We start from the raw sequence: 25586 nt of genomic DNA on the forward strand, positions 1-25586 counted from the left end.
CTTAACGCGGCAGTCGAACTACCGTGTATGGTTGGGCAACGGACTACTGATGAGTCTGCGAGCGAGGCCGGGCTCGCGGACCCTACTGACGTACGGTCTAACTGCGGCGTGGGCGTCGTCATGGACCTCGACGGGGGTCGAGCCAACGACGTCGTCGCCGACGGTCTAGAACTGCTCGAGAACCTCGAACACCGCGGGACGACGGGGGCCGAAGAGAACACCGGTGACGGTGCGGGGATCCTCCTCCAGACGCCACACGAGTTCTTCGCGGACGAACTGGACGCGGACCTCCCGCCGCGCGGCGAGTACGCCGTCGGTTCGCTCTTTCTCCCTCGCGACGACGACGAAGCCGCCGCGGGACTGAAGGACCTGTTCGAGACGGAACTCGAAACCGAAGGACTCGAGGTGTTCGCCTGGCGGACGATCCCGACGGACAACGACTCGCTGGGCGCGACCGCCGTCGAATCCGAACCCCGCGTCGAGCAGGCGTTCGTCCGGCCGACGGACGACGCCGACGAAGAAGAGTTCGACAAGCGCCTCTACGTCGCGCGACGGGTCGTCGAGAACACCGTCGAGGACGAGCAACCGGCGGGCGCCGAGCGCTTCTACGTCGTCTCGCTCGACCGGAAGACGGTCGTCTACAAGGGCCTCCTGAAGGCCGAACAGCTCCCGGCGTACTACCCCGAACTCACCGACGAGCGGATGACCTCCGCGTTCGCGATGGTCCACGCGCGCTTCTCGACGAACACGCTCGGCGCGTGGCACCTCGCACATCCGTACCGCAACATCATCCACAACGGCGAGTTCAACACGATCCAGGGCAACATCAACTGGATGCGCGCTCGCGAGACGGACCTCGCGGACGCGGACTACGGGGACGACATCGAGAAGATCAAGCCGATCATCGACGACCCCGAGCAGTCAGACACCGCGAGCGTCGACAACGGTCTCGAACTCCTGCTCGAGGCGGGTCGGGACCTGCCCCACGCCCTGCGGATGCTCATCCCCGAGGCCTGGCGCGGCGAGGCCAACATGGTCTCCCAGGAGCGCCGGGACTGGTACGACTACCACGCCTCGCTCGTCGAGCCGTGGGACGGCCCCGCGCTGGTCGCCGCGACCGACGGCGAACGCGTCGGCGCGGTCCTCGACCGCAACGGGCTGCGCCCCTGCCGGTACGACATCCTCCAGAGCGGCCGCCTCGTGATGTCCAGCGAGGCCGGCGCGCTCGACCACGACCCGAGCGAGATCGAGGAGCGCGGCCGGCTCCAGCCCGGCCAGCTGTTCCTCGCCGATCCCGACGAGGGCCGCGTCGTCCCCGACGACGAGGTCTTCGAGTCGCTCACCGACGAGAAGTACGCCGAGTGGGTCGACGAGGAACAGGTGCACCTCGACGACATCGCGGACCACGAGACGGCGCCCCAGGGAGAGGTGGAGGCGCTGCGCTCCTTCCAGGCGCTGTACGGCTACACCTACGACGAGGTCGACCACCTCATCCAGCCCATGGCCGAGAAGGGGAAGGACCCCGTCGGCTCGATGGGCGACGACACGCCGCTGTCGGTGCTGGCGGACCACAACCGGACGCTGTTCACCTATTTCAAGCAGCTGTTCGCACAGGTCACGAACCCGCCGCTGGACTACATCCGCGAGGAACTGGTGACCTCCCTCGAGTCCCGGCTGGGCTACCAGCGCAACCTGCTTTCCGAGAGCCAGGCCCACGCCCGCCAGCTGGTCGTGGACTCGCCGATCCTCACCGACGAGGAGACGACGGCGATCAAGGACCTGGACGAAAACGGCATGTCGACGGCGGTCGTCGACATCACCTACGACCCCGACGACGACCTGCGAACCGCCGTCGAGCAGGTCCGCGAGAAGGCCGACGAGGCCGCGAAAGAGCACGACGTCATCGTCCTCTCGGACCGCGGCGCGGGCGAGGACGCCATCCCGATCCCGAGCCTGCTCGCGGTCGGCGGCGTCCACCACCACCTCGTGCGCAACGGCCTCCGCAATCACGTCGGCCTCGTCCTCGAATCGGGCGACCCCAGAACGGTCCATCACTTCGCGACGCTGATCGGCTACGGCGCGGGCGCGGTCAACCCCTACCTGGCCTACCAGACCATCGAGGACCTCGTCGCCGGCCCGGACGGCGCGAACCTCGACTCCGCCATCGAGGCCTACGTCGGCGCCGTCGAGGACGGCCTCCTGAAGACGATGGCCAAGATGGGCATCTCGACGGTCGAGAGCTACCAGGGCGCCCAGATCTTCGAGGCCGTCGGCCTCGATTCGGACTTCGTCGCCGAGTACTTCGAGGGGACGACCTGCCGCACCGAGGGCATCGAGATCGAGGACCTCGAATCGGACCTGCGGACCCGCTACGACGTCGCCTTCGGCGAGGACCCCGAGATCGAACGCCAGGGCGAGTTCGAGCACCGCACCGGCGGCATCCACCACCAGTGGAACCCCGAGACCGTCGGCACGCTCCAGCAGGCCGTTCGCCAGGGCGACTACGAGAAGTACGAGGAGTTCGCCGAGAAGATCAACGACCAGAACCAGAACCTCCAGACGCTGCGCGGCCTGCTCGAGTTCGACGCCGAGGACCGCGAGTCCATCCCGATTGAGGACGTCGAACCCATCTCGGACATCGTCGAGCGCTTCGAGACGGCGGCGATGTCCCTGGGGAGCCTCTCCCCGGAGATGCACGAGAACAACGCCATCGCCATGAACCGGCTGGGCGCTAACGCCAACACCGGCGAGGGCGGCGAACCGCCAGAGCGCTTCGGCACCGAGAAGGAGTGCACGACCAAGCAGGTCGCCTCCGGGCGCTTCGGCGTCACCTCCGATTATCTCTCGGCCGCAGAGGAGATCCAGATCAAGATGGCCCAGGGATCCAAGCCCGGCGAGGGCGGCCACCTGCCCGGGAAGAAGGTCAACGAGATGATCGCCCACGTCCGGTACGCGACCCCCGGTGTGGGCCTCATCTCCCCGCCGCCGCTGCACGACATCTACTCCATCGAGGACCTCAAGCAGTTGATCCACGACCTGAAGGCGGCGAACCCCGACGCGGACATCAACGTCAAGCTCGTCGCCGAGGACGGCATCGGGACCATCGCCGCCGGCGTCGCGAAGGCCAACGCCGACGTGGTCCACATCTCGGGCCACGACGGCGGGACCGGCGCGTCGCCGAAGACCTCGATCAAGAGCGCGGGCCTTCCCTGGGAACTGGGCGTGGCGGAGGCCAACCAGATGCTCCGCGCGACGAACCTGCGCTCGCGGATCAAAGTCTCGACCGACGGCGGCATGAAGACCGGCCGCGACGTGGCCGTCGCCGCACTCTTTGGCGCCGAGGGCTACGCCTTCGGGACCGCCTCGATGGTCACCTCAGGCTGCGTCATGGCCCGGCAGTGTCACGAGAACACCTGCCCGGTCGGCGTCGCCACCCAGAACGAGAAGCTGCGTGACCGCTTCCCCGGCCAGCCCGAACAGGTCATCAACTACATGACCTTCGTCGCGCAGGAACTGCGCGAGATCATGGCCGAACTCGGCTTCGAGACCGTCGACGAGATGATCGGCCGGGTCGACCTGCTCCGCCAGCGCACGGACGTCGAGCACCCCAAGGCCAAGAAGCTCGACCTCTCCTCGATCCTGGCCGAGCCCGCGGGCGACGACGACCGCTACAAGACCCGCGAGCAGACCCACGAGGTCGACAAACAGCTCGACTGGGCGATTTTGGACGAGATCGGCGACGCCATCGAGACGGGCGAGCCGGCCTCCCTGTCGATGGACATCGACAACGTCGACCGGACGGTCGGCGCGACCCTCTCGAACCGGATCTCGCAGGAACACGGCACGCCCGGCCTGCCCAGCGACACCATCCGCGTCGACTTCGAGGGCGTCGCCGGCCAGAGCTTCGGTGCCTTCCTGCAGGACGGCGTCACCTTCGAGCTGACCGGCACGGCAAACGACTACGTCGGCAAGGGCCTCTCCGGCGGGAAGATGATCGTCAACACGCCCGCCGACGCGCCCTTCGAGCCCGAGGACAACACCCTGATCGGCAACGTCGCCCTCTACGGGGCGACCCAGGGCGAACTCTACGTCAACGGCCAGGCCGGCGAGCGCTTCGCCGTCCGCAACTCCGGCGTCCGCGCCGTCGTCGAATCGGTCGGCGACCACGGCTGTGAGTACATGACCGGCGGCGCCGTCGCCGTGCTGGGCGACACCGGAAAGAACTTCGCAGCCGGCATGTCCGGCGGCGTCGCCTACGTCCTCGACCGCGAGGGCGACTTCCCCGAGAAGGTGAATCGTGGGATGGTCTCGACGTTCGACACGCTCGACGAGCGCGACCGCTCGATGCTCCGCCGGCTGATCGAGAACCACGTCGCCTACACCGACTCCGACCGCGGCCAGTACGTCCTCGACAACTGGGAGGACGAACTGGACAACTTCGTGAAGGTCCTCCCCGACGCCTACGCGGAGATCATCGCCGACGACGACGAGGCCGACGTGCGGACCGAGCCGCCGGAGGCCGCCACCCCCAGTGCGGGCGTCAGCGAACCCGCGGCGGGGCAGGCTGACGACTAACCACCTTTTTCGCGAGGGGGTCGCGGGGCGACCCCCTCGCCAAAAACGTGGGCGAAAAAGCCGCGAGCGCGTCGCCGACGCGCTCGCGGGTGCTGTGCTTGCCGTTCACCGCAACAACGGCTACCGAGCATCTTTTCGACTGCTTACCGCAAAAAATAGACCGACGGCGTTAGCTGCTGTTGCGGAGGTCCTCGATGCGCGCTTCGAGGTCGTCGATAGCCTCCGTGACGTCCTGCTTCGCCGACTCGCTCAACTGCTCCGCTTCTTCCGTCGCGGTGTCGAACGTGTCCCGGACGCGTTGCAGCGCTTTGTCGGTCTTGTCGGACATTGCGTCGGGCACGTGTCACTCGTCAGTTGTAAACGCTGTGGCAGAACCGTTCACGAGGCCCACAGAGTGGGCCCGATTCCGGGTCAGAACCCGTCGTGCTCGTCGTCGGTGTCTCGCCGGGCCCGGTGCTCACGGCTCACTGCGGTCGCCGTTCGCTCGGCCGGTGGACTCCCTTCGGTCGTCCACCCGTCGCTCGGCTGTCGCCCGGGAGTCGGCGCGGGCCGAGTCCTCGGCGCGCCGCCGATCCATCACGTCGGTGTCGTCGGTCTCGGACTCGATCAGGAGCCACAGCGCGACCGGCGCGACGAGGGCGAACGCGAGGACGAGCAGGACGACGCCGCTTCCGGCGGCCATCAGCCCATGAACACGTCCAGCAGGTTGCTCGTGCCCGCGTCGGACTTGTACAGCTCCGTGTACCCACAGTTCGTACAGGAGACGGTCTGGAAGCCGCGGTTCTGGATGTCGAACATCTTGCTCAACCCGCCGCCGGTGGTCGTGATCTTGTCCACCTCGGCGTCGTCGTGCCCGCACTTCGGACAGCCGTTCTCGGAGGGATCTTCAGGGGGCATACAACTACGTCTGGAACCTGTATCGATATTAGTATTTTGCCCGGCGGCCGTTCAGGTGGCCCGCAGCAGTTCCATGCGCGTCATCGCACCCGACTCGGTGTTCGACCAGGTGACGGACCCGCCGGAGTTGCGCACGATCCAGTCGATCAACCAGAGCCCGATCCCGCTGGCGTGGATCAACTCGGTCTCCTCGCCGCTCTCGAGGGCCTCCATCTCCTGTCCGGGGATGCCGGGCCCCTCGTCCCGGATGCTGAGGGTGACGGTCTCGTCGTCGGCCAGGACCTCGATCTCGACCGTCGGGTTCGGACCCGGATCGTGGACGATGGCGTTCTCGACGGCGTTCTCGATGGCCGCGGAGAGGTACGCGTTCCCGCGGACGGAGATGCCAGACGGCACGTCGGTGGTGACGGTCGCATCGGGGAAGTCGACCCTGATGTCGGCCAGCGTGTCCGCGAGCAGGGATTCGAGGTCGATCTCGATCAGGTCGGTGTCGGTGCCGACGACGCGGTCGACGATGCGGGTCTTGCGACTCGTGGTCGCGAGGTCCTCGGCAGTGGCGACGATCTGGTCGGCGCGTGCCACCACGTCGTCGCTGTCGGCGTTTTCGGCGATCCACTCGGCGTTGCCCTGCACGACGTTGACGTCGTTGCGGATGTTGTGTCGGATGATCCGCGAGAGGACCTGCTTGAGCGTCTGGAGTTCACTCTCCCGGTCCCGTAACCGCTGTTCGCGCCGCTTCTGATTCGTGATGTCGTTCATGACGACGGCGCGGCCGACGGTTCGGCCGTCCTCGCCGGTGATCGCCGAGACGTTGACGTCGTAACAGTAGCGCCCGCCGTCGGCACTCTCGACCCAGCTTTGCTGGCGGCTCTCGCCTGCCGGCAGTCCGTCCTCGAAGTACTCCTCGAGGTCGACGACCTCGTCGATCGCCTTCCCGATGAGGCGCGTCCGCGTCCCGAGCATCTGCTTTGCCATCTTGTTCACGTCGACGACGTAGTCGGTCGCGTCGAGGATGACGACCCCGCTGTCCATCTCCTCGACGACGAAATCCCGTGCCAGCGGGACGACGTCACCCGATCGCGGGTTGAGGAGTTGGAGGAACCTGTCGACCGGCAGCGACCGCACGAACCGCCTGCTGGCCAGCACGACGAGGCCGAGGACGCCCCAGAACAGGAACACCAGCGGGACGAACATCATGTGCGGAAGCGGGCTGTAGCCGGTCACCGAGAGGACGTTCGCGAGCCAGATGGTGAGGCTGGCCACCAGCAGGAGAAACGTGAAGGTTCGATAGAGGTTGCGTGAGCGACGGAACTTCTTGAACAGGACGACGTGGGTGAGCGCGTGGATGGCGTAGACGATCAGGATGGAGAGCCACAGACCGGGGCCCCACTGGTGTCCGATACTGACCCAGTCGCCGGTCCGGTCGACCGTCTGTGTGACGAAAACGAGGTCGTGGAGCGGGTTCGAGACGGTGAGCGCGGTGATGGACGCGACCGCGACGCCGAAGGCGGTAAAGAGCGGCCACGACAGCCACCGCTCGTAGCCGCTGTAGCTGAGACAGAACAGACACCATGTCGCTGTCGTCAGCGCGGCAAAGCCCAGAACGGCCCCCACCAGCACGCGCGTCACGAGCGGGTCGACTACGGTCAGCGCGGCCGCAGAACCCGCGGCCCAGAGGAACATCGCCACCATCGCCCACGCGTACATGCTCGCCGAGAGCCGGTCGCTCTGGCGCCGGACGTAATACGCACTGAGGACGGCGAGCAACGCACTCGCGATCAGTGGGACCGTGTACGGCGTGTGCTGGAGCCTCATCACTGGAACGGCGCCCGGAACGCCCGGAGACGTAACCGCCGGAACAAACGGTAGAGCGCCGATAAAAGGTTGGCCGTGTGTTGAAAGCCGATACCGAATCCGGTCCCGGCGGTGCCGGGATGGGGTTCGTGGACCGAACTTTTTCACCCGGGCCGTCGTGGAGTTGGATATGACGCAGGCGCTGGTCGTCGGGGGGACGCGGTTCGTCGGTCGCCACACCGTCACCGAGTTGCGCGACCACGGTTACGACGTGACGATCTTCAACCGCGGGGACCACGAGAACCCCTTCGCCGACACGGACGTCGAACACGTGCAGGGGGATCGAACGGACGACGGCGACCTGGCGGCGGCCGCCCGCGCCGTCGACCCGGACCTGGTGATCGACTGCGTGGCCTACCACCCGCGCGAGGTCCGCACGGCGACCCGGATCTTCGACGACGCCGCGGCCTACGTCTACGTCTCCAGCGGAGCGGCCTACGGCGAGGAGGCCATCCCGAAACGCGAGGGCGAGACTGCACTCTGTGAGTGCACCGACGAGCAGGCCACCGACGACTCGACGGCCAGTTACGGCCCCCGAAAGGCCGAGGGCGACCGTGCGGTCTTCGACGCCGCGGCCGAGGGGTGCAACGCGATGAGCGTCCGACCCTGCAATATCTACGGTCCCCACGACTACACCGGCCGGGTGGACTACTGGATCGAGCGCGTCTCGGAGCACGACCGGGTGCTCGTCCCGGGCGACGGGACGAACGTCTGGCACCGGGTTTACGTCGAAGACGTGGCGCGGGCGCTCCGGATCGTCGCCGAGGACGGCGAGCCCGGCGAGGCGTACAACGTCGGGGACCGGCGGGCGACGACGCTCGACGAACTGGTCGAGGGGGTCGCCACGGTACTGGGCGAGTCGGTCGAGATCGTCCACGCCGGGCCGCGCGAGCTAGCGACCGGCGAGATCGACCCGGGCGAGTTCCCGCTCTATCGCGACTATCCCCATCTCGTCTCGACCGCCAAACTGGCGGGGCTCGGCTGGGACTCGACGCCACACGAGGCGGCGCTCGCGGCGACGGTCGACCAGTACCTGGAGAGCGACCGCGACGGCAGCGAGTACGGCCCGGCGCGGGCGGACGAGGAGCGAGTGCTGGGCGTGCTCGACACGCTGTGAGTGCGGGGCGCCACCCGGATTCCCCGACCGCGGGAGGGGGAAACCATTAATCCGTGGGCCGACAGGTGCGAGTATGTTCGAGAAGTCTTCGTGGATTCGCCTGCCCCGGAACGTCGTGGTGGGGCACGGCGTCCTCGACGAGACGGTCGACGCCGTCACGGAGTTGCACCTCACGGGTCGGCCGCTGGTGGTGACCAGTCCCACGCCGAAGGAAGTGGCCGGCGACCGCGTCGTCGAGGGGTTCGCGGCGGAGGGGACCGACCCCGCCCTGACGACCATCGAGGAGGCCAGCTTCGAGGAGGTCGAGCGGGTGATCGAGACCGCCCGCGCCGAGGAGGCGGGCTTCCTGATCGGCGTCGGCGGCGGGAAGGTCATCGACATCACGAAGATGGCCGCGGACGAACTGGGCCTGGGATTCGTCTCGGTGCCGACGGCGGCCAGCCACGACGGCATCGTCAGCGGCCGCGGGTCGGTCCCCGAGGGCGACACGCGCCACAGCGTCGCCGCCGAACCGCCGCTGGCCGTCGTCGCCGACACGGAGATCCTCGCCGAGGCCCCCTGGCGGCTGACGACCGCGGGCTGTGCAGACATCATCAGCAACTACACGGCGGTCAAGGACTGGCAGCTGGCCCACCGGCTGAAAAACGTCGAGTACTCGGAGTACGCGGGGGCGCTCTCGCAGATGACCGCGGAGATGCTCGTCCAGAACGCCGACTCGGTCAAGCGAGGGCTCGAGGAGTCGGCCTGGGTCGTCGTCAAGGCGCTGGTCTCCTCGGGCGTCGCCATGTCCATCGCGGGCACCTCGCGGCCGGCCAGCGGGGCCGAACACCTCTTCTCTCACCAGCTCGACCGGCTCGCGCCGGACGCCGCACTGCACGGCCACCAGGTCGGCGTCGGCTCGATCATCACGGAGTACCTCCACAGCGGCGAGGCCGAGTGGCAGTCCATCCGGAACGCGCTGGCGGGGATCGGCGCGCCCACGACCGCGGCGGAGCTAGGGATCGACGAGGAGACGGTGATCGAGGCGCTGACGACCGCCCACCGCATCCGCGACCGCTACACGATACTGGGCGACGGCGTGAGCGAACCGGCGGCCCGCGAGGCGGCGCGGGCGACCGGCGTCATATGAGCAACTGACTGTCGGGCGGCTCGGCCCGCCACTCCGACGCCCGCGACGGCGTCCCTGCGACGCGCTGGCCCGTGAACACCACGAGGAGCCGGTAGATCGGATTCGCGTCCGCGTCGTCCTCGTGCTGGACGCCGGCGATCGTGACCCCGGCCAGCCCGTCCAGTCGACACTCCACGCCCAGCGACCGGGTCACGGCTCGCCGCGCGCCTTCCTCCAGGGACTCCCCCGCGGCGACGATCGCGCTCGGCGCGCGTGGCCCCTCTTCGTCGGTGCTGACGAGTACCTCTCCGGCGTCGTTGCGCACGTGGACGTCCGCTCGCGCAACCTCCTGTCGCCACTTCCGGGCGATGGGGTCGTACGTCTCCGACGGCACGCTCACCGTCGTCTGGGTGACCGGGAAGGACTCGTAGCTGTCGTCGAGGGCCGAGAGCAGGCTCTCGACGTGGTCCCGGGAGCGACCGGCGAGGTTCATGCATCAATCGAACGACCGTCCGGGAATAAACCCGTCACATCTTTTCGACCCCTGCAGAACGACACAACACGGGATTGACGCGGGAAGGGAGTCGGACGGTATCGAGCGGTGAGTCGACCGGAACCGGTGGTCAGCCGAGGTCGGCGTCGCGGAATCGCAGGTAGCTCACCGCCGCGGCGACGCAGATCCAGGCCGCGAGTACGAGGAGCATGGCCCACCCGGAGAGGTAGACCGGGACGCTCTCGCGGGCCCCGAGCAGGGCCATCACCGGGATGCCGTCCATGCCCAGATCGGGGATCGGAACGTCGACGCCGACCACGCCGTGCAGCAGGCGGGCGTAGGCCGCCGACGGGCTGAGCAGACGGGCGAACAGGTACCAGTCCGGGGCGCCCGTCGGCGAGAACGCACCTGTGACGGGAGAGGCGACGAGTCGCGTCACACCGCTCCAGACCAGGTTGAACAGGGCGTAGAGCCCGATCGCGGCGATCATCGCCCGGTTACGCGTCGTCGACAGCGCGGAGACGCTCACGGCGAGGCTCGCGTACACCAGCCCGAGCACCGCGGTCGCGACGAACAGGCCGAAGAGGCCCACCAGCGGCACCGAGCCCATGACCACGAGGGAGAGGGCCGCGGCGACGAGGAAGCCGACGGCGACGCTCACGACGATGACGCCGCTGCGCCCGACGATCTTGCCGAGCAGGACGTCGGCGCGGCTGACCGGCACCCCCAGCAGGAGTTTGAGACTGCCCGACTTGCGCTCGCCGACGACGGAGACGTAGCCCGCCACCAGCGAGACGATGGGGACGAACCAGACGACCGGGACCGCGAAGAGCGAGAGCAACTCCCGCGCGGACAGCGCGGGCCGGATGAGCGTCGTGAGCACGACGAATCCCAGCAGCGCGCCGAGGAACGCGCTCGACGCCCAGAGCGTCCGCGAGCGGATCGCCTCGTCGAAGTCCTTCCAGGCGAGGACGCCGATCCGCCGGGCGCTCATGGCGCCGCCTCCGCGGAGTCCTCCCCCTCCGCGACTCCACCGTCCGCCTCGTCCGCGTCCGTCCCCGACGCGGTGATCGTGGCGAACAGCTCTTCGAGCGAGGAGTTCGTCGTCTCCAGATCCAGCACCGTCGCGCCGGCGGCCTCGACGCGGTTGATGGCCCTGGCCTTGGCCGTCGGATCGGTGCAGGAGATCAGGAGGGTGCGCCCGTCGGTCGTGACGCCGCCGACCCCCTCGACGTCCGCGAGGGAGACCTGCGGAACGGCGTCGACGGTCAACTCGAGCGTCGAGCCCAGGCCGGTCTTCTCCCGGAGGTCCGCGAGCGACGCGACCTCGACGAGTCGGCCCTCGTTCATGATCCCCACGCGGTCACAGACCGCCTCGACCTGATCCAGGATGTGGCTGGAGAAGAAGACGGTCGTGCCCCGGTCGACCTCCTCGCGGATGAGCCGGCGCATCAGCCGGATGCCGTTGGGATCCAGCCCCGTCGAGGGCTCGTCGAGGATCAGTAGTTCGGGATCGTCCACGAGCGCCATCGCGAGGACGAGGCGCTGGGCCATCCCCTTGGAGTAGCCGCCGGCGTTGCGTCGCGCGGCCGCGCGGTCGAGTCCCACCCGATCCAGGAGCGCGTCCGGGTCGTCGTCGGCGTCCCTGGCGTCGATCACGAACTCCAGGTGCCGACGGCCCGAGAGCCGGTCGTACAGCGAGAAGCCGTCCGGGAGCACCCCAACGCGCTCCCGGATCGCGACCGACTCCCGCCGCGTGTCCAGCCCGAACACTCGCGCCTCCCCCGCCGTGGGCGGCGTGTAGTCGAGCAGCATGTTGATCACCGTCGACTTCCCCGCGCCGTTGGGCCCGAGAAAGCCGAAGGCCTCCCCCTCTGCGACCGTCAGGTGCACGTCATCGACGGCGACCACGTCGCCGAAGCGCCGCGTCAGGCCGGTCGTCTCGATGGCTGCCATCGTTCCCGGGTCACCGTCCCGGACTACAAACGTTGCGCTCTAGACGTGTTCGTCGAGGAAGTCGACGACGGCGGTGTAGGCCTCGATCTTGTTCTCCAGTTTCGAGATGCCGTGTCCCTCGTCCTCGAAGATCAGCTTCTCGACCGGGACGCCCCGGTCCGCGACGGCGTCCGCGATCTGTTCGGCCTCGCCGACCGGTACCCGCGGGTCGTTCGCCCCGTGGAGGACGAACAGCGGCGCCTCGATCCGGTCGGCCCGGTTCAAGGGGCTGATCGACTCCAGGAACTCCCGGTCCTCGGCGAGGGAGCCGTACTCGGCCTCGCGGTGTTCGCGCCGCCACGCACCGGTGTTCTCGAGGAAGGTGACGAAACTGGCGATGCCGACCACGTCGACGCCGGCAGCCCACAGGTCGGGGTACTCCGTCAGCGCAGCGAGCACCATGAAGCCGCCGTAGGAGCCGCCCTTGGCGACGATCCGGTCCGGGTCGACGTCCGGGCGGTCGGTGAGCCAGTCGACCCCCGCCCGGAGGTCCCGCACCGAGTCCATCCGCTTCTCGACGTCGTCGAGGTGGGTGTAGGCCTTCCCGTAGCCCGTCGATCCGCGGACGTTGGGCTCGAAGACCGCGTAGCCCCGCGAGAGGAAGTACTGCGTGAGCCCCGAGAAGGAGGGCCGGCGCTGGCTCTCCGGCCCGCCGTGGACGTCGACGATGACCGGGAGGGCGTCGCCGTCGGCCGAGTCGGCGGTTCCCGCTTCGGGCAACGTGAAATAGGCCGGAATCTCCCGGCCGTCGAAGGTCTCGTAGTGGACCAGTTCCGGTTCGCGGAACGAGTCGCGGGGGATGCCCGCGGTCGACGCTTCCGTCCAGCGCCCGGTCTCGCCCGTCTCGAATTCGCTCACGTAGACGTTCGTGTTGACCGAGCGGCTCGACGCCGAGAGGGCGAAGCGCTCCGCGTCGGGGTCGAAGCTGACCCCGCCGGCGATTCCCCCCGGGAGGGTCGGCGCGGGCCGGGTCTCGTACTCGGTCGGTCCCGTGAGTTCGCCCACCGTCAGATCGGTGTAGCCGTCGACGTTCCGGGAGAAGGCGAACCGGCCGGTATCGTCGTCGAGGGCAATCCCGTCGACGTTCCACTCACCGCCGGATTCGACGACCGAGAAGTCGAGGGTGTCCAGGTCGAGCCGCTCGAGTCTGAGGGTGTCGCTGTCCCGGTCGGTACAGCAGTAGATCGCATCGCCTTCGGGCCCCCACGCTGGGCTGTTGTAGCGCACGTCGCCCTCGTGGGGCGTGACGTGCTCCAGGTCGCCCGAATCCAGATCGAGGACGTAGAGGTCCTTGTCGAAGGAGGAGGCGTGTTCGGTGACCAGCAGGCGGTCGTCGTCGGGGCTCCAGCCCGCCAGCGCGAGCCAGCCGTCGCCCTCGTGGACCAGCCGGGCGTCCTCGCCCTGCTCGGTCCGCGATTGCACGTAGACGTCGAAGACGGACTCGTCGCGGCGGTTGGCGGCGAAGGCGATCCGGTCGCCGTCGTGGGACCAGCCGCCCCAGTAGTGGATGGCGTCGGGGGTCGCGGTGAGCGGGTGGATCGTCCCGTCTTCGGCGTCGAGGCGGAACAGCTGGGTGAACTCGTCGCCGCCCTCGTCCATGCCGAAGGCGAGTTCGCGGCGCTCGGGCGACCACGTGCAGAAGGTGACTCGTTCGTCGTAGAAGGTGCGTTGCTCGGGCCAGGCGCCCGGTTCATCGAGCGTCCAGATCTGCGGCGTCCCGGTCGCGTCCATCAGGAAGGCGACGGTCCCCTCGGGCCCGTTCGACGCGCCGTAGGCGCTGCGGACGTTGAGGTACCGCTCCAGGTCGTGCATGTCCGTCGGTCGGCGGGGCGGGCTTTACGTTTTATGTGAGCCGCCCTCCCGACGGGCCCGAATCAGCGTCGGACGAAGGACAGGGATTTTTGAGCGGTGGCTGTGTCAGCCTGCCTATGCGGGTCGCCTTCGTGTCGGAGCGGACGGTGTTCCACGAGCCCACGGAGGGCCGAGAACGCCTCCACCGGATCGCGACGAACCTCGACGCTCGCGGACACGACGTCCGCGTCTACTGCGCCCAGTGGTGGGACGGCTACGAGGAGCGGATCGAACACGAGGGCATCACCTACTGTGGGGTCACGCTGACGCCCGATAGCGCTGCCTTCGCGACGCGAATTCCGTGGGTCGTCGCGCTGGACCGGCCGGACGTGATCCACGCAGTCCCCGAACCGCCGACCGCCGTCGCGGCAGCGAAACTCGCCTCGGTCCCGTCCCGCGCCCCGCTCGTGGTCGAGTGGTTCGGCGACGAGGACCTCGGCGACTCGCGAGTGACGTCCTACGCCGCGCGAGCGCCGGACGCCGTGATCACCCCCTCCGAGTTGGTAAGGACGACCGTCCGCGAGCTGGGCGCGACCGGCGAGAACACCCGGGTCGTCCCCGAGAGCATCGACGCGTCGCTGATCGACGACACCGAACCCGTCGACGACGCGGACATCGTCTACGCGCGCGAACTGGACGCCGACGCGAACGTCCAGACGCTTTTGCTCGCGCTGGCGGAACTTCGGGGCCGAGACTGGTCGGCGACCATCGTCGGCGACGGCCCACGGCGCGCGGCCGCCGAGGAGCAGGCCGAAGACCTCCGCATCGACGACCGGGTGACCTTCGCCGGGAACCTCGACCGCGAGGAGCGGGTGGCGCTCTACCGCGGTGCGCACACGTTCGTCCACACCGCCTTCCGGGAGAACTTCGCGACCGAGCTACTGTGGGCGCTGGCCTGTGGCTGCATCGGCATCGTCGAGTACCAGGCCGACTCGAGCGCCCACGAACTCATCGAGACCTACCGCCGGAGTTTCCGCGTCACCGACGACGAGGAACTGACCGCGGCGATCCAGGAGGCCGCGGGGATGGAGCGCCTGGACCGGGACCCCGCGATGGACCGGTTCGATCACGAGGAGGTCCTGGAGCGCTACCTCGAGTGCTATCGGGACCTGCGCGAAGCACAGGGGCTGTTCTGAGGGAGCGGGGAGGCCGCGACGGGAGTCAGAGACCCGCCAGCAGCAACTGGACGGCCTTCGGGATGGCGATGCTGAGCAGCAGTTGCGACCAGATGTTGAACGTGGCGGGGTACTCGTTCGTGGCGCTGACCATGTCCATCCGGTGGCGGAGACGTTCGACCTCCTCGCGGCGCTCGTCCGGGATCGAGAACGCCGCGACGTCCCACCGGTCCTCGACACTGTCGTTCACCAACGCCGTGAGCCGGCGCAACTCGGCGCGTTTCTCCCGGTGCATGAACCGGTGGAGGACGAGGACGGCGAAGGCGACGCTGGCGATCGTCACGACCCAGGCCGCGGTGAACACCGCGCCGGTGAACGCCGTCGCGCCGTAGAGCGGCGTGTCGACGAACGGCGAGTAGAGGACGAGCGCGAACGCGACGAGGCCGACCGCGAGGTAGTAGTAGGCGTGTTTGACCAGTTCGCCGACGGGCCTGAGCCCGCCCAGTCCCTCGGGGTCCAGGAAGTCGATGCCGACGTCCGAGCGCGAGAGCCGCCAGGGCAGGCGGACCTCGACGGACAGGTAGACGGCCAGGAACTGCGCGCCGATGGGCGTGAAGACGAACGGGTTGATCACCAGCCAGGCGACCAGCCCCGGATACCCCGTGGTCTCGACGATCGTCGGGAGCCCGACGGCGACGACGGCGCGAACGAGGCCGAACACCGCACCGACCACGAAGAACAGCCACGGCAGCCACTCGGGGACCACGTCGTACAGTGCGTCCGGGTCGGACGCGCGTTCGGCGACCGCCATCTCGTCCAGCGCGCGGCGGGCGCGCATGGTGAGCCGCCGGGACCCGTACACCGCCGCGAACAGCACGACCGGCTGAGCGAGCATGTAGGGGTTCCTGACGTAGGTCATCGGATAGCCGGCGAAGTACTTCCAGGTCGTGTGGGCGATCGAGAGGAGGCCGACCGTCACGATCGCGTAGACGTACGACGGCGGCAGGTCCCCCGGGAGTCGGTCGGCGAGCCACCCGCAGCCGAGCCGGCGGGCGAACCGGTCGAGCCAGATCTCGGTCGCGTCGCTCCGCTGCATCTCGTTCGTGTCGTCCAGCGGACCTGTTAAAGTAGCACGGCCGAAAACGCGAGTCGAAAAGGCGGAACGGGGCGCAGGGGCGTGGAGCAGGCCGGCGATCCACCGCTCGTCGCGGGGCGGCGGACCGCCCAGCGCTCACTCCCCGGTGGGGTCGTGGTCGTCGGCCGCCGCGACGGTCCGGACGGCGGCCACGTTCTCCCGCACGTCGTGGACCCGGACGATATCGGCCCCGCGCTCGGCGGCCAGGGCCGTCCCCGCCACGGTCGCTGCGCCGCGTTCGTCGGGCCCGCGACCGATCTGCCCGAACAGCGACTTGTGAGAGTGACCGACCAGGATCGGACAGCCCAGGCCCCGGAACTCGTCGATCCGGCCCAGCAGTTCGAAGTCCTCCGCGGGGGACTTGCCGAACCCAAGTCCGGGGTCGACGACGATCTGTTCCCGGTCCAGACCGGCCTTCTCGGCCAGCAGGATTCGCTCGGTCAGTTCGTCGAGCACGTCCGCGACCACGTCGTCGTACTCTCGCTCGGTGGCAGGGTCGACCGGCGCGTCCAGGCTGTGCATCACGACGACGGGGACGTCGTGCGCTGCCGCGACCAGGCGCATCTCCGGATCGTCGAGGCCCGAGACGTCGTTGAGGAGGTCCGCGCCCGCGTCCAGGGCCGCCCGGGCGACGTCGGCCTTCCGGGTGTCGACGGCGATCATCGCGTCGAGATCGGCGATCCGCTCGATCACCGGAACGATCCGGTCGATCTCGGCCTGGGCGGGGACCGGGTCCGCACCGGGGCGGGTCGACTCCCCACCGACGTCGACGATGTCTGCGCCGGCGGCGACCATCTCCTCGGCGCGGGCGACGGCCTCGTCGCTCCCGTCGAACTCCCCGCCGTCGTGGAAGCTGTCGGGCGTGACGTTGAGGATGCCCATGACGGCCGTGCCGTCCTCCCAGGGGTAGCCCCGCGACTCCGGCCCGTGACCTTCGATCTCCAGGGCCGTCCGGAGTTCGTCGGCCAGCGGCGAGAGGCCGTAGGGCTGGTCGTCGAGTTTGGCGACGAGGCGCTTGAACTGCGCCAGCGTCCCCATCGCGACGACGTCGACGAGTTCGCGGTCCTGGTCTGCCAGTCCGGAGACGGCGCACTCCCCGCCCAGCGAGAGCAGTTCCTCCTTCAGGTACCGGGCCTGTCGGGGCTGGACGCGGGTCTGCAGGACGCGGTGGACGCCCTTCCCGCCCATCCGCCAGGCGCCGGCGTCGGTGACGTGTGCGCGGTCGAGCGCCTCGCGGGCCTCGGCCACGGAGTCGACGCGTTTCGGGATCTTCGGCCGCGTCCAGGCGGTCCGGGCCTCGGCGACGCAGTAGAGCGAGCCTGTGACGAGCACGCAGTCGTCGGGGCCGGCCGCGTTCCGGGCCGTCTCGAAGGCACCGGCCACGTCGCTGCGGGTCTCGACGGTCGCGTCGGTCTCGGACTCGAACGCGCGCGCGAGTACGTCGTCGGCCTCGGCCCGGTCGAGATCCGGTTCGCAGGCGATCACGCGGTCGGGCTCGGGGAGCGCCGCGGCGATCCCGCGGTGGTCCTTGTCGCTCATCGCGCCGACGACGAGGTGGAGGTCGTCGTAGTCGAAGGAGTCGAGGGTCTCGGCGACGGCCGCGCAGCCGCCGGGGTTGTGCGCGCCGTCGAGCACCACGAGGGGGTCCCGTCCCATCACCTCGAAGCGGCCCGGCCAGTGGGCGTTGCGCAGGCCCCGGGCGATATCCGCGGGCGCGACGTCGGTGACCTGCCGGGCCAGTTCGGCGGCGACGCCAGCGTTGCGGGCCTGATGTTCGCCCAGCAAGGGGAGGTTGGTCTCGACGGCCCAGTCGTCGCCTTCGAGGGAAACAGCGGCTTCCAGCCCCTCGCGGCCGCCGTAGGCGACGGTACAGTCCTCGGCCGAGTCGGTGCCGACGGTCAGCAGGTCGCCAGCGACGTCGCGGGCCGCCGCGCGGGCGTCCCCGGTCGCCCCCGTCACGAGTGGCCCGTCGGCGGGCGCGACGTGAGCCTTGTCGCGCGCGATCTCGGCGACGGTGTCGCCCAGCAGGTCGGTGTGTTCGAGGGTGACGGTGGTGACCGCGCTGGCGACGGGGTCGACGACGCTCGTGGCGTCGTGTTCGCCGCCGATGCCGACCTCGAGGACGGCGACGTCGACGTCGGCGCGGTCGAAGGCCCAGAGCGCGAGGACCGTCAGCGTCTCGAAGAAGGTGGGCGCCTCGCCGTCGGCCGCGCGCTCGGTGACGTACGGTTCGACCGTCTCGACGAACTCGACCAGGGCTGATTCGGTGAGTTTGTGGCCGTCGATCCGGACGCGTTCGCGGACGTCGTCGAGGTGCGGAGAGGTGTAGATGCCGACGTCGAGGCCGGCCTCACGGAGGACGCGTTCGGTCATCCGCGCCGTGCTGCCCTTCCCGTTGGAGCCGGCGACCTGGATCGCCCGGACCGACTCCTGGGGGTCGTCGAGGTGGGCGAGAAAGTCCCGCGTGGCCGCGATACCGGGCCGCGGCGGATACCGCCGGAGGTCGAATAAGAAGTTCGCCGCGTCGTGGAACTCCATACGGCGACCGAGCGCTGCAGCGCGCTTTAGACTGTCGGACTCTCAGTCCGGGCCGACCTGGGAGATGATGCGCGATTCGATCTTCCGGAGGTGTTCGCCGACGGTGCTGGTCGAGCAGTCCAGGTCCGCGGCGATGTCCTCGTTGGTCGCCTGGCGGGGAATCTCGTAGTACCCCTTCTCGAGGGCGACCTCGAGCACTTCGAGCTGGCGCTCTGTCAGCATGGTCGTGACGTCGACGCGGTCGACGCCCCCCGAGTCGTCCTCTTCGAGTTCGATATCGAGCTGCCCGGGCCGCATCTGGGCGGCCTCCCTGATCTTCTTGAACTCGCCCGCGACCTGCATGTGGAGCCCGCCCTCGTCGTCGATATCGACGGGCGGGTCGACGATCAGGTCGTACTCGTCCATCAACTGGATCATCGCCGACAGGACCGTGTTCGCCGCGAAGCGGACGTGCGCGCGGAGGCCGTCCCCCTCGACCTCGAACACGTCGTAGGAGAGCGCACTGTCTTCCGCGGCGAGGATGGCCTCGAGGTCCTCGGCGTCGCCGTCGATGTGGTAGAGCAGGACGCTCGTCCCGTCCGGCATCAGGTCGAAATGTAGCGCGGCCTCGCGGGACAACTCAGGGTGCTCGACGATGGCCTCGTCGAGCGGGTTGTACGTGCCGTCCTCCGCACGGAGGACGATATTGAACTCCCGCATGGGCGTCAGTTCTAACCAGGAGGACAAAAGGGGTTCGCCCGTGATGTGAGGTGAGTGGCCCGGTACCGGGCGACAGGGGCGCTTACTCTCCCGTTCGATGATGAAAGACTCGCCGGCACGTGGCGATCCCGTCCCGTGACACTTATCAGCACGGCCGGACGTATCGGGTTCTCAACGGCTGCATCCGCCATTTCCCCGCTGCTTAAAAATATCCCCACATTATCGGGGGTATATGTATGGATGCGTCTGTCGTACGGTGACACGGGTATGGACGCCAGTACCGATCAAATCAAGGCGGGGCGGATCGACACCGACAATACGTACTACGAGTTGTATCAGAAGTCCGTCGAGTTGGGGACCTGGGACGCGGAGAAGCTGATGCACAAGGTCGGCTTCGAGGGGGACCGTGAAGTCTGGAACTCGCTCGAGGACGACGAGAAAGAGCAGTGGGCGCGGCTCATTTCGTACTTCATCGACGGCGAACACGCGGTGGCACAGGACGCGCGTCGCATCATGAAGACGGTGTCCTCGCCGTGGTTCGACCGGTCCATCGAGAAGGAGATGTTCGCCTCCGCGCTGGCGCTGGAGGAGGCAAAGCACACGCAGTTTTTCGACCTGTACCTGACGAACGTGATGGTCGACAAGTTCCCGCAGTACGAACTCGATACGCGCCGCGGGGGCATCCAGATCCCGCGGACCGAGGCCTGCGGGGCCGGGAAGATGTTCGAGCGCCAGGGGACGCTCCAGGCACAGGCCGCCGACGGCGGCGACCCGACCGACATCGCGCGTGCGGCGACGAACTACCACATCGGCGTCGAGGGCATCCTCGCCCGCGGTGGGTACTTCGCCAAGAACCGGATGATGCAGGAAGCGCCGCTGACGCTGCTCAACAAGGGCTTCCAGTTCATCAGCACCGACGAAGGCCGACACATTACCTTCGGCCTCGAAGTGCTGAACGAACTCATCGAGAAGGAGCGAGAGGGGATCCCGGAGTACCAGGGCGTCGAGAACGCCATCTGGGAGCAGGCCATCGAGGACATCGGCTACATCACCGACACGGCGTACTTCATCACCGAGTCGGTGGGTGACCCGCTCAACGTGGACTTCTCCGAACTGGTCAACCGCGGTGCGCGCCTGGCCGGCGACATGATGTTCGACACGCTCGACCTGGACGCCGGGAGCGCGAACGAGTTCATGAGCGCCTCCGCCGACGCGATGGAGGAGGCACAGGGCAGCGACTACGAAGCGGTCATCGAGAAATACGACCACATCTACTCGCAGAAGATGGCGGGTGACTGATCATGACGGCACTCACAGACATCGAAGGGGCGGACTTCACGGCGTCGGACGAGGAGATCGAAGAGGCAGTCGAGGAAGCGGCCGAGGAACTCGGCATGACGCCCGAGAAACTCCAGGAAGAGGTGGCCTACATCCTCGACTCCGGCACCGGCCGGGCCAACAACGAGGGCGTCGCCGGCGCGGCGGCGAGCGACAACGTCGACACCAACAACGACCCCCGACTCGAGGCATTGGAGATGTACAAGCTGCGCCAGGAACTATGAGCGGACGCGCAGACACGCCGGACGAGGCTGCGCCCGAGCCCGCCACCGACGGTGGCGAGTACGAGGTCGACCTCGTCCACGAGGGCGAGGAGATCACGCTCAGCGTCGACGAGGACCAGTACATCCTCGACGCCGCCGAGGAGGCGGGCCTGGAACTGCCCTACTCCTGCCGGATGGGCCAGTGCACCTCTTGCGTCGGAACGGTTCAGGAGGGCGAGATCGACCAGAGCGAGGGCGCAGCCCTCGACCCCTCCCAGGAGGAAGACGGGTTCGCACTGCTCTGTGTCGCCTACCCCGAATCGGACTGCAGCGTCGAGACCGACACGCAGAGCGACCTGTTCGGCGGCGACATCCTCTAGATTCGCTGGCATCGGGTTTCAGTATCCTCGTATCGGCGGACCGGCGTTTATACGTAGAACCGCCGCCCCGCGGTAGCGGACTTAAACGACCTCAGATAGACGGGGCCAGTACTTTCGGGATGGTCGGTGTTCGTTGGGGTGGATCCGTTGGCGGACGCTCGATGGGGGACGCGACCGCACGACGGGAGTGATATCATGAGTACACAGGGACAGCAGTTCGAACTCGACGATTACTTCCCGACCACGGCATGGCTCGACAGGTACCAACAGGCGCTCGACGACAGCGAGGAGCTGGAGGAGACCGGCGCCGGTTGGGGCGTCGACTGGAACGGGGACTTCGTCTTCGAGATGGAGAACCTGCCGATCGAGGAGCGGACGGTGAACGACCTGCCCGAGGAGGTGTGGGAGGCCCTCGAACAGGGGATCACCCAGCTCCCGGAGGACACGCTCGAGACCGTCCTCGAGGACGCTCCGGAGGACGTCCGCGAGGGGATCGAGTCACGCGAGGGGCCGCTGCCCGAGCGCGCAGCCGCTGAGTTGCTCGAGACGAGCGTCTCGGAGGCGCCCGAGAAGGTCTGGCCGGGACTCCGCCGGGTCATGCCGGACATCATGGACGACCTGCTCGACGAACTCGAGGAGAACGTCACCGACGACGGCACCGTCTACGCCTGGATCGGCCTCGAAGACGGGGGCTGTTACGACACGGCGACCATGCGGAGCCTGGACGAACGCGACTACGGGTTCGTCCTGACCGGTGACTTCGACGAGTGGGTCGACCTGGTCAGCGGCGACCTGGACGTCGTCGAAGCGATCATGTCCGGCAAACTGGAACTGGACGGGGACATGCAGAAGATCCTCCAGTACTCCGACGCCGCCCTGTCGATGACCGACGTGGCCAGCGGCCTGGACAAGCGGTTCCTGTTCTGACTGTCGGATACCAGATATTTTCTTTCGACGTGATCGCCGCTATCAGCGCGACCGAGCGGTAAATTTCCCACGTGTTTTGCAACAAATCGGACGTTTCGGACGACCGCATATAAAGCCGCCTCACATGCGATGGGGTACCCCTACGGGGATAGCCGGGATACCTATGGGTAGCCATCGGCCACAGGGTGCCGGTGGGGATAGGGCGAAACTATGACAGACGAACTCATCACACGCGTCGAAGCAACGCTCGACAAGGACGAAGCACAGCTCAAGGAGGACCTGCCGGACCTGCTCGACGACATCGAGGGTCAGGAAGAGGAGCTCATCAGCGAGAACCCGGACCTGTTCGCACAGGTCATCGGCCGCATGGGCGACATCGACATCGCGGCCTTCTACGAGGACGAGCCCGAAGCGGGAGACCAGTTCCAGGACCTGCTCTGGACGGGCGTCAACATGCTCGTCGAGGAGAACCCCGAGATCAAAGACCAGATCGCCGCGGACATCACGGCGAACTTCGAGGCCGACGACTGCCCGATGGAGGGCCACCTCGACGTGGACGCCGGCGAGGAGACGATCACGGGCGGCTCCGGGACCGTCTCGGACGCCGACCTGACGCTCTCGGGTCCCGCCGACACGCTGACGGGCCTCATCACCGGCGGCATCGACCCGGTGCAGGGCTTCATGCAGCAGCAGTACGAGCTCGACGGCTCGGTCCAGAAGGGCACCCAGCTCGCCTCCGTCATGGGCGAGATCACGGACAACGTCCCGAGCTGATCGGGCACGTCGGCACGCCTCTCCGACCGGTCCGGGCGCTCCCGGATCGATCTGCGACCTGAACCTGGGACTCCACGTCGGTTTACGCGCTTCTCTTTCGCACCCGTTCGACGACCAGTCGCATCGCGACCAGCGCCGCCATCCCGACCAGCGGCGCGATCCGCGGCGGTCCCTCCCGCGTCGTCTCGTCGCGCGTCGTGCCGTCGGCCTCCGTCCCCCTTTGCTCGTCCGCATCGGTGGTCCGGTCGGCCTCGAACGTTCTGATCGTCGTCCCCGCGGCGGTCCCCGACTCCGCCTCGACGTCACCGGTGTCGTCCGTCGAAGCGGCCGCCTCGGATTCGCTCGCGGAGGCGGCGGATTCGCCGGCTTCGGGATCGGTCTCGCCGGCTTCGGGATCGGTCTCGCCGGCTTCGGCGTCGGCCTCGCCGACGATCTCGACGGTGCCACCGGCCACGTCCTCGTCCGACCCGGGCAACCCGGCGTCGGCCCTGGGAGTGTCCGTCGAGGACTCGTCACCCCGACCCTGCAGATATCGCAGCCCGACCCCGACAGCGGCGAGGCCGAGGCCCGCGACGGTCAGGAGCGTCGGCAGTCGGCTCCCGCTGTCGCTATCACCGCCGTCGCTCGCCTGGACTGTCACGTCGTCGATCGTCGGTTCGGTCGGGTCGTCGTCCGCGTCGGAATCCCCGCCCGGGAGGCGGCTGGCGAGCGGGTCGGGGAGGCGGCCCCGGAGGTCGGGTCGCTGCATGCCGGAGCATACGACGGCCAGTGCATTACGCTTGGGGCCGGGTGGCGAGTATAAAGCCCCCTCGTATGTGACGGGGCAGGCATTACGCGGTTGCACGACAACGAGTGTCTAACCCGGCAGTTCGACGCGTCGCGCGTCGAGACGCCACGGGGGAGACGATACCATGGAATTCGACAAGACACACGAGATGTTCCGGGACTCGCTCCGGGACTACCTCGAGACCGAGATCGCACCGGACGTCCAGAAACTGGACAAACAGGAGATGACCAAGGAGGAGGCCGTCGGCTACCTGCGGGACCTCCGGAAACTGGGGATCGGCTTCGACAAGGAGACCGCCCAGGACTACTTCGGCGACCTCTCGTACTACGTCATCGGTTCCGAGGAGATCGCCCGCGTCTGGCCGAGCCTGAACGTCATGCTCAACATGTCGTTCCCGGCGATGTTCGCCAACTGGGCCAGCGAGGAGACCCGCGACGCGCTGGGCGACAAACTCGAGAAGGGCGAGGCCATCGGCGCGCTCGGCGTCACCGAACCCGGATCGGGCAGCCACTCCAGCAAGCCCAACACCGTCGCACGGAAAGACGGCGACGAGTACGTCATCAACGGCGAGAAGACCTGGGTCAGCAACGCCCAGATCTGTGACCTGACGATGATCGTCGCCTGGGACGAGGAGAACGACGCCCAGGACATGTTCATCGTCGACCAGGAGAACTCGCCGTTCGACACCCGCAAACTCGACAAACTCGGCTGGAAGGGGTCGCCGACGGGCCAGATGTTCTTCGACGACGTGCGCGTGCCCGAGGACAACAAGCTCTCGAACGCCATCCGCAACCTGATCCTCGAACACGGCGACCTCGCGGAGGCGCTGCCCTTCCCGAACGAGATGGTCGACCTGTTCCTCAGCCACAAGCCGCTGAACGCCATCTTCTCGTTCATGCGGACCGGCATGGCCGCGATGGCCGTGGGCATCCAGCAGGCCGCCTACGAGGACGCCCTGGAGTACACCACGGATCGCGAAACCTTCGGCAAGCCCATCGCCCAGCACCAGCTCGTCCAGAACCGCCTCTACAAGATGAAGGCCAACGTCGAGACCTCGCGCCTCCTGACCCACGAGGCCGTCGAGAAGCTCTCGAACGCCGACGAAGAATCGAGAATGTACTCCTCGCTGGCGAAGGGCTACGCCTGCGACAAGTCCGTCGAGACCGCCCGCCACGGCGTCGAACTGTACGGCGGTAACGGCCTCTCGACCGACTACCCGCTCGAGCGCTACTACCGCGACGCCCAGACCATGACCATCCCCGACGGGACCGAGGAGATCATGAAGCTCATCGTCGGCTACGAGATGACCGACCTGTCGGCGTACGCCTGATCGGCGGCCGACAGAACCCGAACGGTCGGGCCAGTCCGCTCCGTCTGGGGGCAATCCGGGAACCGGCCCGATTCGAGGTGGTGCTACGCCGACTCGTCCTCGTCGACCTCGGTTGCATCGGGGCTGGAACCACCGCGGTCGGAGTACCCCTCGCGGCCGACGGCGTCGCTTGGCATCAGGTTCAGGACGCTCTGGCGGACCTCCTCCTTTGATTCGAAGGTGTCCTCGCCGGTGCCGGCGAACACCTCCTGTATCGTGATGGGGTCGGCGTTCGTCCGTTCGATGGTCTGGTCGCCGTACTCGGCCACGAACTCCGCCATCTCGATTGGATAGTCGATGTCGTCGAGGACGGGGTCGATGGTCTCGAAGTTCACGCCCTCCTCTCGGTCGGCGCCACCGTCGGACATGGATCTACGTCCGGGCAGAGTCACAAACCGCTTGTCCCTGCAAGTGAAGCGGAACGACCCGGG

At 67.9% G+C, this 25586-nt stretch carries 23 protein-coding genes; 10 read left to right on the forward strand and 13 right to left on the reverse strand.

The genetic code is table 11. The features are described from left to right. The first annotated feature begins 27 nt into the window (after positions 1–27). On the forward strand, positions 28–4575 hold the full coding sequence (gene gltB / locus U5918_RS04455; RefSeq protein WP_335999779.1) for a glutamate synthase large subunit: 4548 nt from the start codon (positions 28–30) through the stop codon (positions 4573–4575). A 169-nt stretch (positions 4576–4744) separates the two neighbouring features. Here gltB and U5918_RS04460 read toward each other — a convergent pair whose 3' ends face one another. From U5918_RS04460 to U5918_RS04475, 4 genes are all read right to left on the reverse strand, one after another. After that, positions 4745–4903 (reverse strand): hypothetical protein, encoded by a 159-nt coding sequence (locus U5918_RS04460; RefSeq protein WP_335999780.1) that lies wholly within the window; start codon positions 4901–4903, stop codon positions 4745–4747. Between the two features lie 129 nt (positions 4904–5032). Beyond that, positions 5033–5257, reverse strand: a complete 225-nt coding sequence (locus U5918_RS04465) for a DUF8143 family protein (RefSeq protein ID WP_335999781.1) — start codon at positions 5255–5257, stop codon at positions 5033–5035. After that, entirely contained in the window at positions 5257–5472 is a 216-nt protein-coding gene (locus U5918_RS04470) for a zinc ribbon domain-containing protein (RefSeq protein WP_335999782.1), read from the reverse strand. Before U5918_RS04470 ends, U5918_RS04465 begins: the two co-directional genes overlap by 1 nt. 51 nt (positions 5473–5523) lie before the next feature. After that, positions 5524–7287, reverse strand: coding sequence for a histidine kinase N-terminal 7TM domain-containing protein (locus U5918_RS04475; RefSeq protein ID WP_335999783.1), 1764 nt, complete (start codon positions 7285–7287; stop codon positions 5524–5526). Between the two features lie 169 nt (positions 7288–7456). Between U5918_RS04475 and U5918_RS04480 the strand changes: the two genes are divergently transcribed. After that, complete coding sequence (locus U5918_RS04480) at positions 7457–8443, forward strand: NAD-dependent epimerase/dehydratase family protein (RefSeq protein ID WP_335999784.1); 987 nt, start codon at positions 7457–7459, stop codon at positions 8441–8443. A 73-nt stretch (positions 8444–8516) separates the two neighbouring features. Beyond that, positions 8517–9572, forward strand: a complete 1056-nt coding sequence (locus U5918_RS04485; RefSeq protein WP_335999785.1) for an NAD(P)-dependent glycerol-1-phosphate dehydrogenase — start codon at positions 8517–8519, stop codon at positions 9570–9572. Here U5918_RS04485 and U5918_RS04490 read toward each other — a convergent pair. The 4 genes from U5918_RS04490 to U5918_RS04505 form a co-directional block, all read right to left on the reverse strand. Continuing rightward, positions 9565–10044, reverse strand: coding sequence for an NUDIX hydrolase (locus U5918_RS04490; protein ID WP_335999787.1), 480 nt, complete (start codon positions 10042–10044; stop codon positions 9565–9567). The two genes, U5918_RS04485 and U5918_RS04490, sit on opposite strands and share 8 nt — an antisense overlap. Before the next feature lie 130 nt (positions 10045–10174). Next, positions 10175–11038 carry an ABC transporter permease subunit gene (locus U5918_RS04495; protein WP_335999789.1) on the reverse strand — a complete coding sequence of 288 codons (864 nt, stop codon included), beginning with the start codon at positions 11036–11038 and terminating at the stop codon, positions 10175–10177. Then, entirely contained in the window at positions 11035–12000 is a 966-nt protein-coding gene (locus tag U5918_RS04500) for an ABC transporter ATP-binding protein (protein WP_335999791.1), read from the reverse strand. The genes U5918_RS04495 and U5918_RS04500 overlap by 4 nt, the downstream gene beginning before the upstream one ends. A 39-nt stretch (positions 12001–12039) precedes the next feature. After that, positions 12040–13851 carry a S9 family peptidase gene (locus tag U5918_RS04505; RefSeq protein WP_335999792.1) on the reverse strand — a complete coding sequence of 604 codons (1812 nt, stop codon included), beginning with the start codon at positions 13849–13851 and terminating at the stop codon, positions 12040–12042. Between the two features lie 116 nt (positions 13852–13967). Between U5918_RS04505 and U5918_RS04510 the strand changes: the two genes are divergently transcribed. Then, positions 13968–15026: a glycosyltransferase family 4 protein gene (locus tag U5918_RS04510; protein WP_335999794.1), complete on the forward strand. Its 1059-nt coding sequence runs from the start codon at positions 13968–13970 to the stop codon at positions 15024–15026. Positions 15027–15051: 25 nt separating this feature from the next. On the opposite strand, the gene U5918_RS04515 is transcribed toward U5918_RS04510, so the two are convergent. From U5918_RS04515 to U5918_RS04525, 3 genes are all read right to left on the reverse strand, one after another. Continuing rightward, positions 15052–16101, reverse strand: coding sequence for a hypothetical protein (locus U5918_RS04515; RefSeq protein WP_335999796.1), 1050 nt, complete (start codon positions 16099–16101; stop codon positions 15052–15054). A gap of 135 nt (positions 16102–16236) precedes the next feature. Continuing rightward, a complete protein-coding gene (gene folP, locus U5918_RS04520; RefSeq protein WP_335999799.1) occupies positions 16237–18678 on the reverse strand; it encodes a dihydropteroate synthase in 2442 nt (813 codons plus the stop codon). Between the two features lie 42 nt (positions 18679–18720). Further along, entirely contained in the window at positions 18721–19377 is a 657-nt protein-coding gene (locus U5918_RS04525) for a helix-turn-helix domain-containing protein (protein WP_335999800.1), read from the reverse strand. 267 nt (positions 19378–19644) lie between these two features. On the opposite strand from U5918_RS04525, the gene U5918_RS04530 reads away from it, so the two are divergent. From U5918_RS04530 to U5918_RS04550, 5 genes are all read left to right on the forward strand, one after another. Further along, entirely contained in the window at positions 19645–20676 is a 1032-nt protein-coding gene (locus U5918_RS04530) for a ribonucleotide-diphosphate reductase subunit beta (RefSeq protein ID WP_335999801.1), read from the forward strand. Between the two features lie 2 nt (positions 20677–20678). Beyond that, positions 20679–20939, forward strand: a complete 261-nt coding sequence (locus U5918_RS04535; RefSeq protein ID WP_335999802.1) for a hypothetical protein — start codon at positions 20679–20681, stop codon at positions 20937–20939. Continuing rightward, the gene (locus U5918_RS04540) at positions 20936–21298 is read left to right on the forward strand and encodes a 2Fe-2S iron-sulfur cluster-binding protein (protein ID WP_335999804.1); all 363 of its coding nucleotides are present in this window, start codon (positions 20936–20938) and stop codon (positions 21296–21298) included. The genes U5918_RS04535 and U5918_RS04540 overlap by 4 nt, the downstream gene beginning before the upstream one ends. 195 nt (positions 21299–21493) lie before the next feature. Then, positions 21494–22225 carry an SCP2 sterol-binding domain-containing protein gene (locus U5918_RS04545; protein ID WP_335999805.1) on the forward strand — a complete coding sequence of 244 codons (732 nt, stop codon included), beginning with the start codon at positions 21494–21496 and terminating at the stop codon, positions 22223–22225. Between the two features lie 210 nt (positions 22226–22435). Then, positions 22436–22999 carry an SCP2 sterol-binding domain-containing protein gene (locus U5918_RS04550; protein WP_335999807.1) on the forward strand — a complete coding sequence of 188 codons (564 nt, stop codon included), beginning with the start codon at positions 22436–22438 and terminating at the stop codon, positions 22997–22999. 82 nt (positions 23000–23081) lie between these two features. On the opposite strand, the gene U5918_RS04555 is transcribed toward U5918_RS04550, so the two are convergent. Beyond that, positions 23082–23747, reverse strand: coding sequence for a hypothetical protein (locus tag U5918_RS04555; RefSeq protein ID WP_335999808.1), 666 nt, complete (start codon positions 23745–23747; stop codon positions 23082–23084). A 163-nt stretch (positions 23748–23910) separates the two neighbouring features. Here U5918_RS04555 and U5918_RS04560 point away from each other — a divergent pair, with 163 nt between their 5' ends. After that, positions 23911–25116, forward strand: coding sequence for an acyl-CoA dehydrogenase family protein (locus tag U5918_RS04560; RefSeq protein WP_335999809.1), 1206 nt, complete (start codon positions 23911–23913; stop codon positions 25114–25116). 83 nt (positions 25117–25199) lie between these two features. Here the strand turns inward: U5918_RS04560 and U5918_RS04565 are convergent, their stop codons facing one another. Next, a complete protein-coding gene (locus U5918_RS04565) occupies positions 25200–25523 on the reverse strand; it encodes a DUF5789 family protein (protein ID WP_335999810.1) in 324 nt (107 codons plus the stop codon). Positions 25524–25586 lie beyond the last annotated feature (63 nt).

Source organism: Halorientalis sp. LT38 (assembly GCF_037031225.1).
GTDB classification, from domain to species: Archaea; Halobacteriota; Halobacteria; order Halobacteriales; family Haloarculaceae; genus Halorientalis; species Halorientalis halophila.

Bases quoted from the DNA above. Each gene is read 5' to 3' on its own strand.
- U5918_RS04535 (WP_335999802.1), top strand. From the start codon at position 20,679: ATGACGGCACTCACAGACATCGAAGGGGCGGACTTCACGGCGTCGGAC.
- U5918_RS04530 (WP_335999801.1), top strand. From the start codon at position 19,645: ATGGACGCCAGTACCGATCAAATCAAGGCGGGGCGGATCGACACCGAC.
- U5918_RS04540 (WP_335999804.1), top strand. From the start codon at position 20,936: ATGAGCGGACGCGCAGACACGCCGGACGAGGCTGCGCCCGAGCCCGCC.
- U5918_RS04505 (WP_335999792.1), bottom strand. From the start codon at position 13,851: ATGCACGACCTGGAGCGGTACCTCAACGTCCGCAGCGCCTACGGCGCG.
- U5918_RS04495 (WP_335999789.1), bottom strand. From the start codon at position 11,038: ATGAGCGCCCGGCGGATCGGCGTCCTCGCCTGGAAGGACTTCGACGAG.
- U5918_RS04555 (WP_335999808.1), bottom strand. From the start codon at position 23,747: ATGCAGCGACCCGACCTCCGGGGCCGCCTCCCCGACCCGCTCGCCAGC.
- U5918_RS04565 (WP_335999810.1), bottom strand. From the start codon at position 25,523: ATGTCCGACGGTGGCGCCGACCGAGAGGAGGGCGTGAACTTCGAGACC.
- U5918_RS04550 (WP_335999807.1), top strand. From the start codon at position 22,436: ATGACAGACGAACTCATCACACGCGTCGAAGCAACGCTCGACAAGGAC.
- U5918_RS04525 (WP_335999800.1), bottom strand. From the start codon at position 19,377: ATGCGGGAGTTCAATATCGTCCTCCGTGCGGAGGACGGCACGTACAAC.
- U5918_RS04490 (WP_335999787.1), bottom strand. From the start codon at position 10,044: ATGAACCTCGCCGGTCGCTCCCGGGACCACGTCGAGAGCCTGCTCTCG.
- U5918_RS04485 (WP_335999785.1), top strand. From the start codon at position 8,517: ATGTTCGAGAAGTCTTCGTGGATTCGCCTGCCCCGGAACGTCGTGGTG.
- U5918_RS04515 (WP_335999796.1), bottom strand. From the start codon at position 16,101: ATGCAGCGGAGCGACGCGACCGAGATCTGGCTCGACCGGTTCGCCCGC.
- U5918_RS04500 (WP_335999791.1), bottom strand. From the start codon at position 12,000: ATGGCAGCCATCGAGACGACCGGCCTGACGCGGCGCTTCGGCGACGTG.
- U5918_RS04480 (WP_335999784.1), top strand. From the start codon at position 7,457: ATGACGCAGGCGCTGGTCGTCGGGGGGACGCGGTTCGTCGGTCGCCAC.
- U5918_RS04560 (WP_335999809.1), top strand. From the start codon at position 23,911: ATGGAATTCGACAAGACACACGAGATGTTCCGGGACTCGCTCCGGGAC.
- U5918_RS04545 (WP_335999805.1), top strand. From the start codon at position 21,494: ATGAGTACACAGGGACAGCAGTTCGAACTCGACGATTACTTCCCGACC.
- U5918_RS04460 (WP_335999780.1), bottom strand. From the start codon at position 4,903: ATGTCCGACAAGACCGACAAAGCGCTGCAACGCGTCCGGGACACGTTC.
- U5918_RS04475 (WP_335999783.1), bottom strand. From the start codon at position 7,287: ATGAGGCTCCAGCACACGCCGTACACGGTCCCACTGATCGCGAGTGCG.
- gltB (WP_335999779.1), top strand. From the start codon at position 28: ATGGTTGGGCAACGGACTACTGATGAGTCTGCGAGCGAGGCCGGGCTC.
- folP (WP_335999799.1), bottom strand. From the start codon at position 18,678: ATGGAGTTCCACGACGCGGCGAACTTCTTATTCGACCTCCGGCGGTAT.
- U5918_RS04465 (WP_335999781.1), bottom strand. From the start codon at position 5,257: ATGGCCGCCGGAAGCGGCGTCGTCCTGCTCGTCCTCGCGTTCGCCCTC.
- U5918_RS04470 (WP_335999782.1), bottom strand. From the start codon at position 5,472: ATGCCCCCTGAAGATCCCTCCGAGAACGGCTGTCCGAAGTGCGGGCAC.
- U5918_RS04510 (WP_335999794.1), top strand. From the start codon at position 13,968: ATGCGGGTCGCCTTCGTGTCGGAGCGGACGGTGTTCCACGAGCCCACG.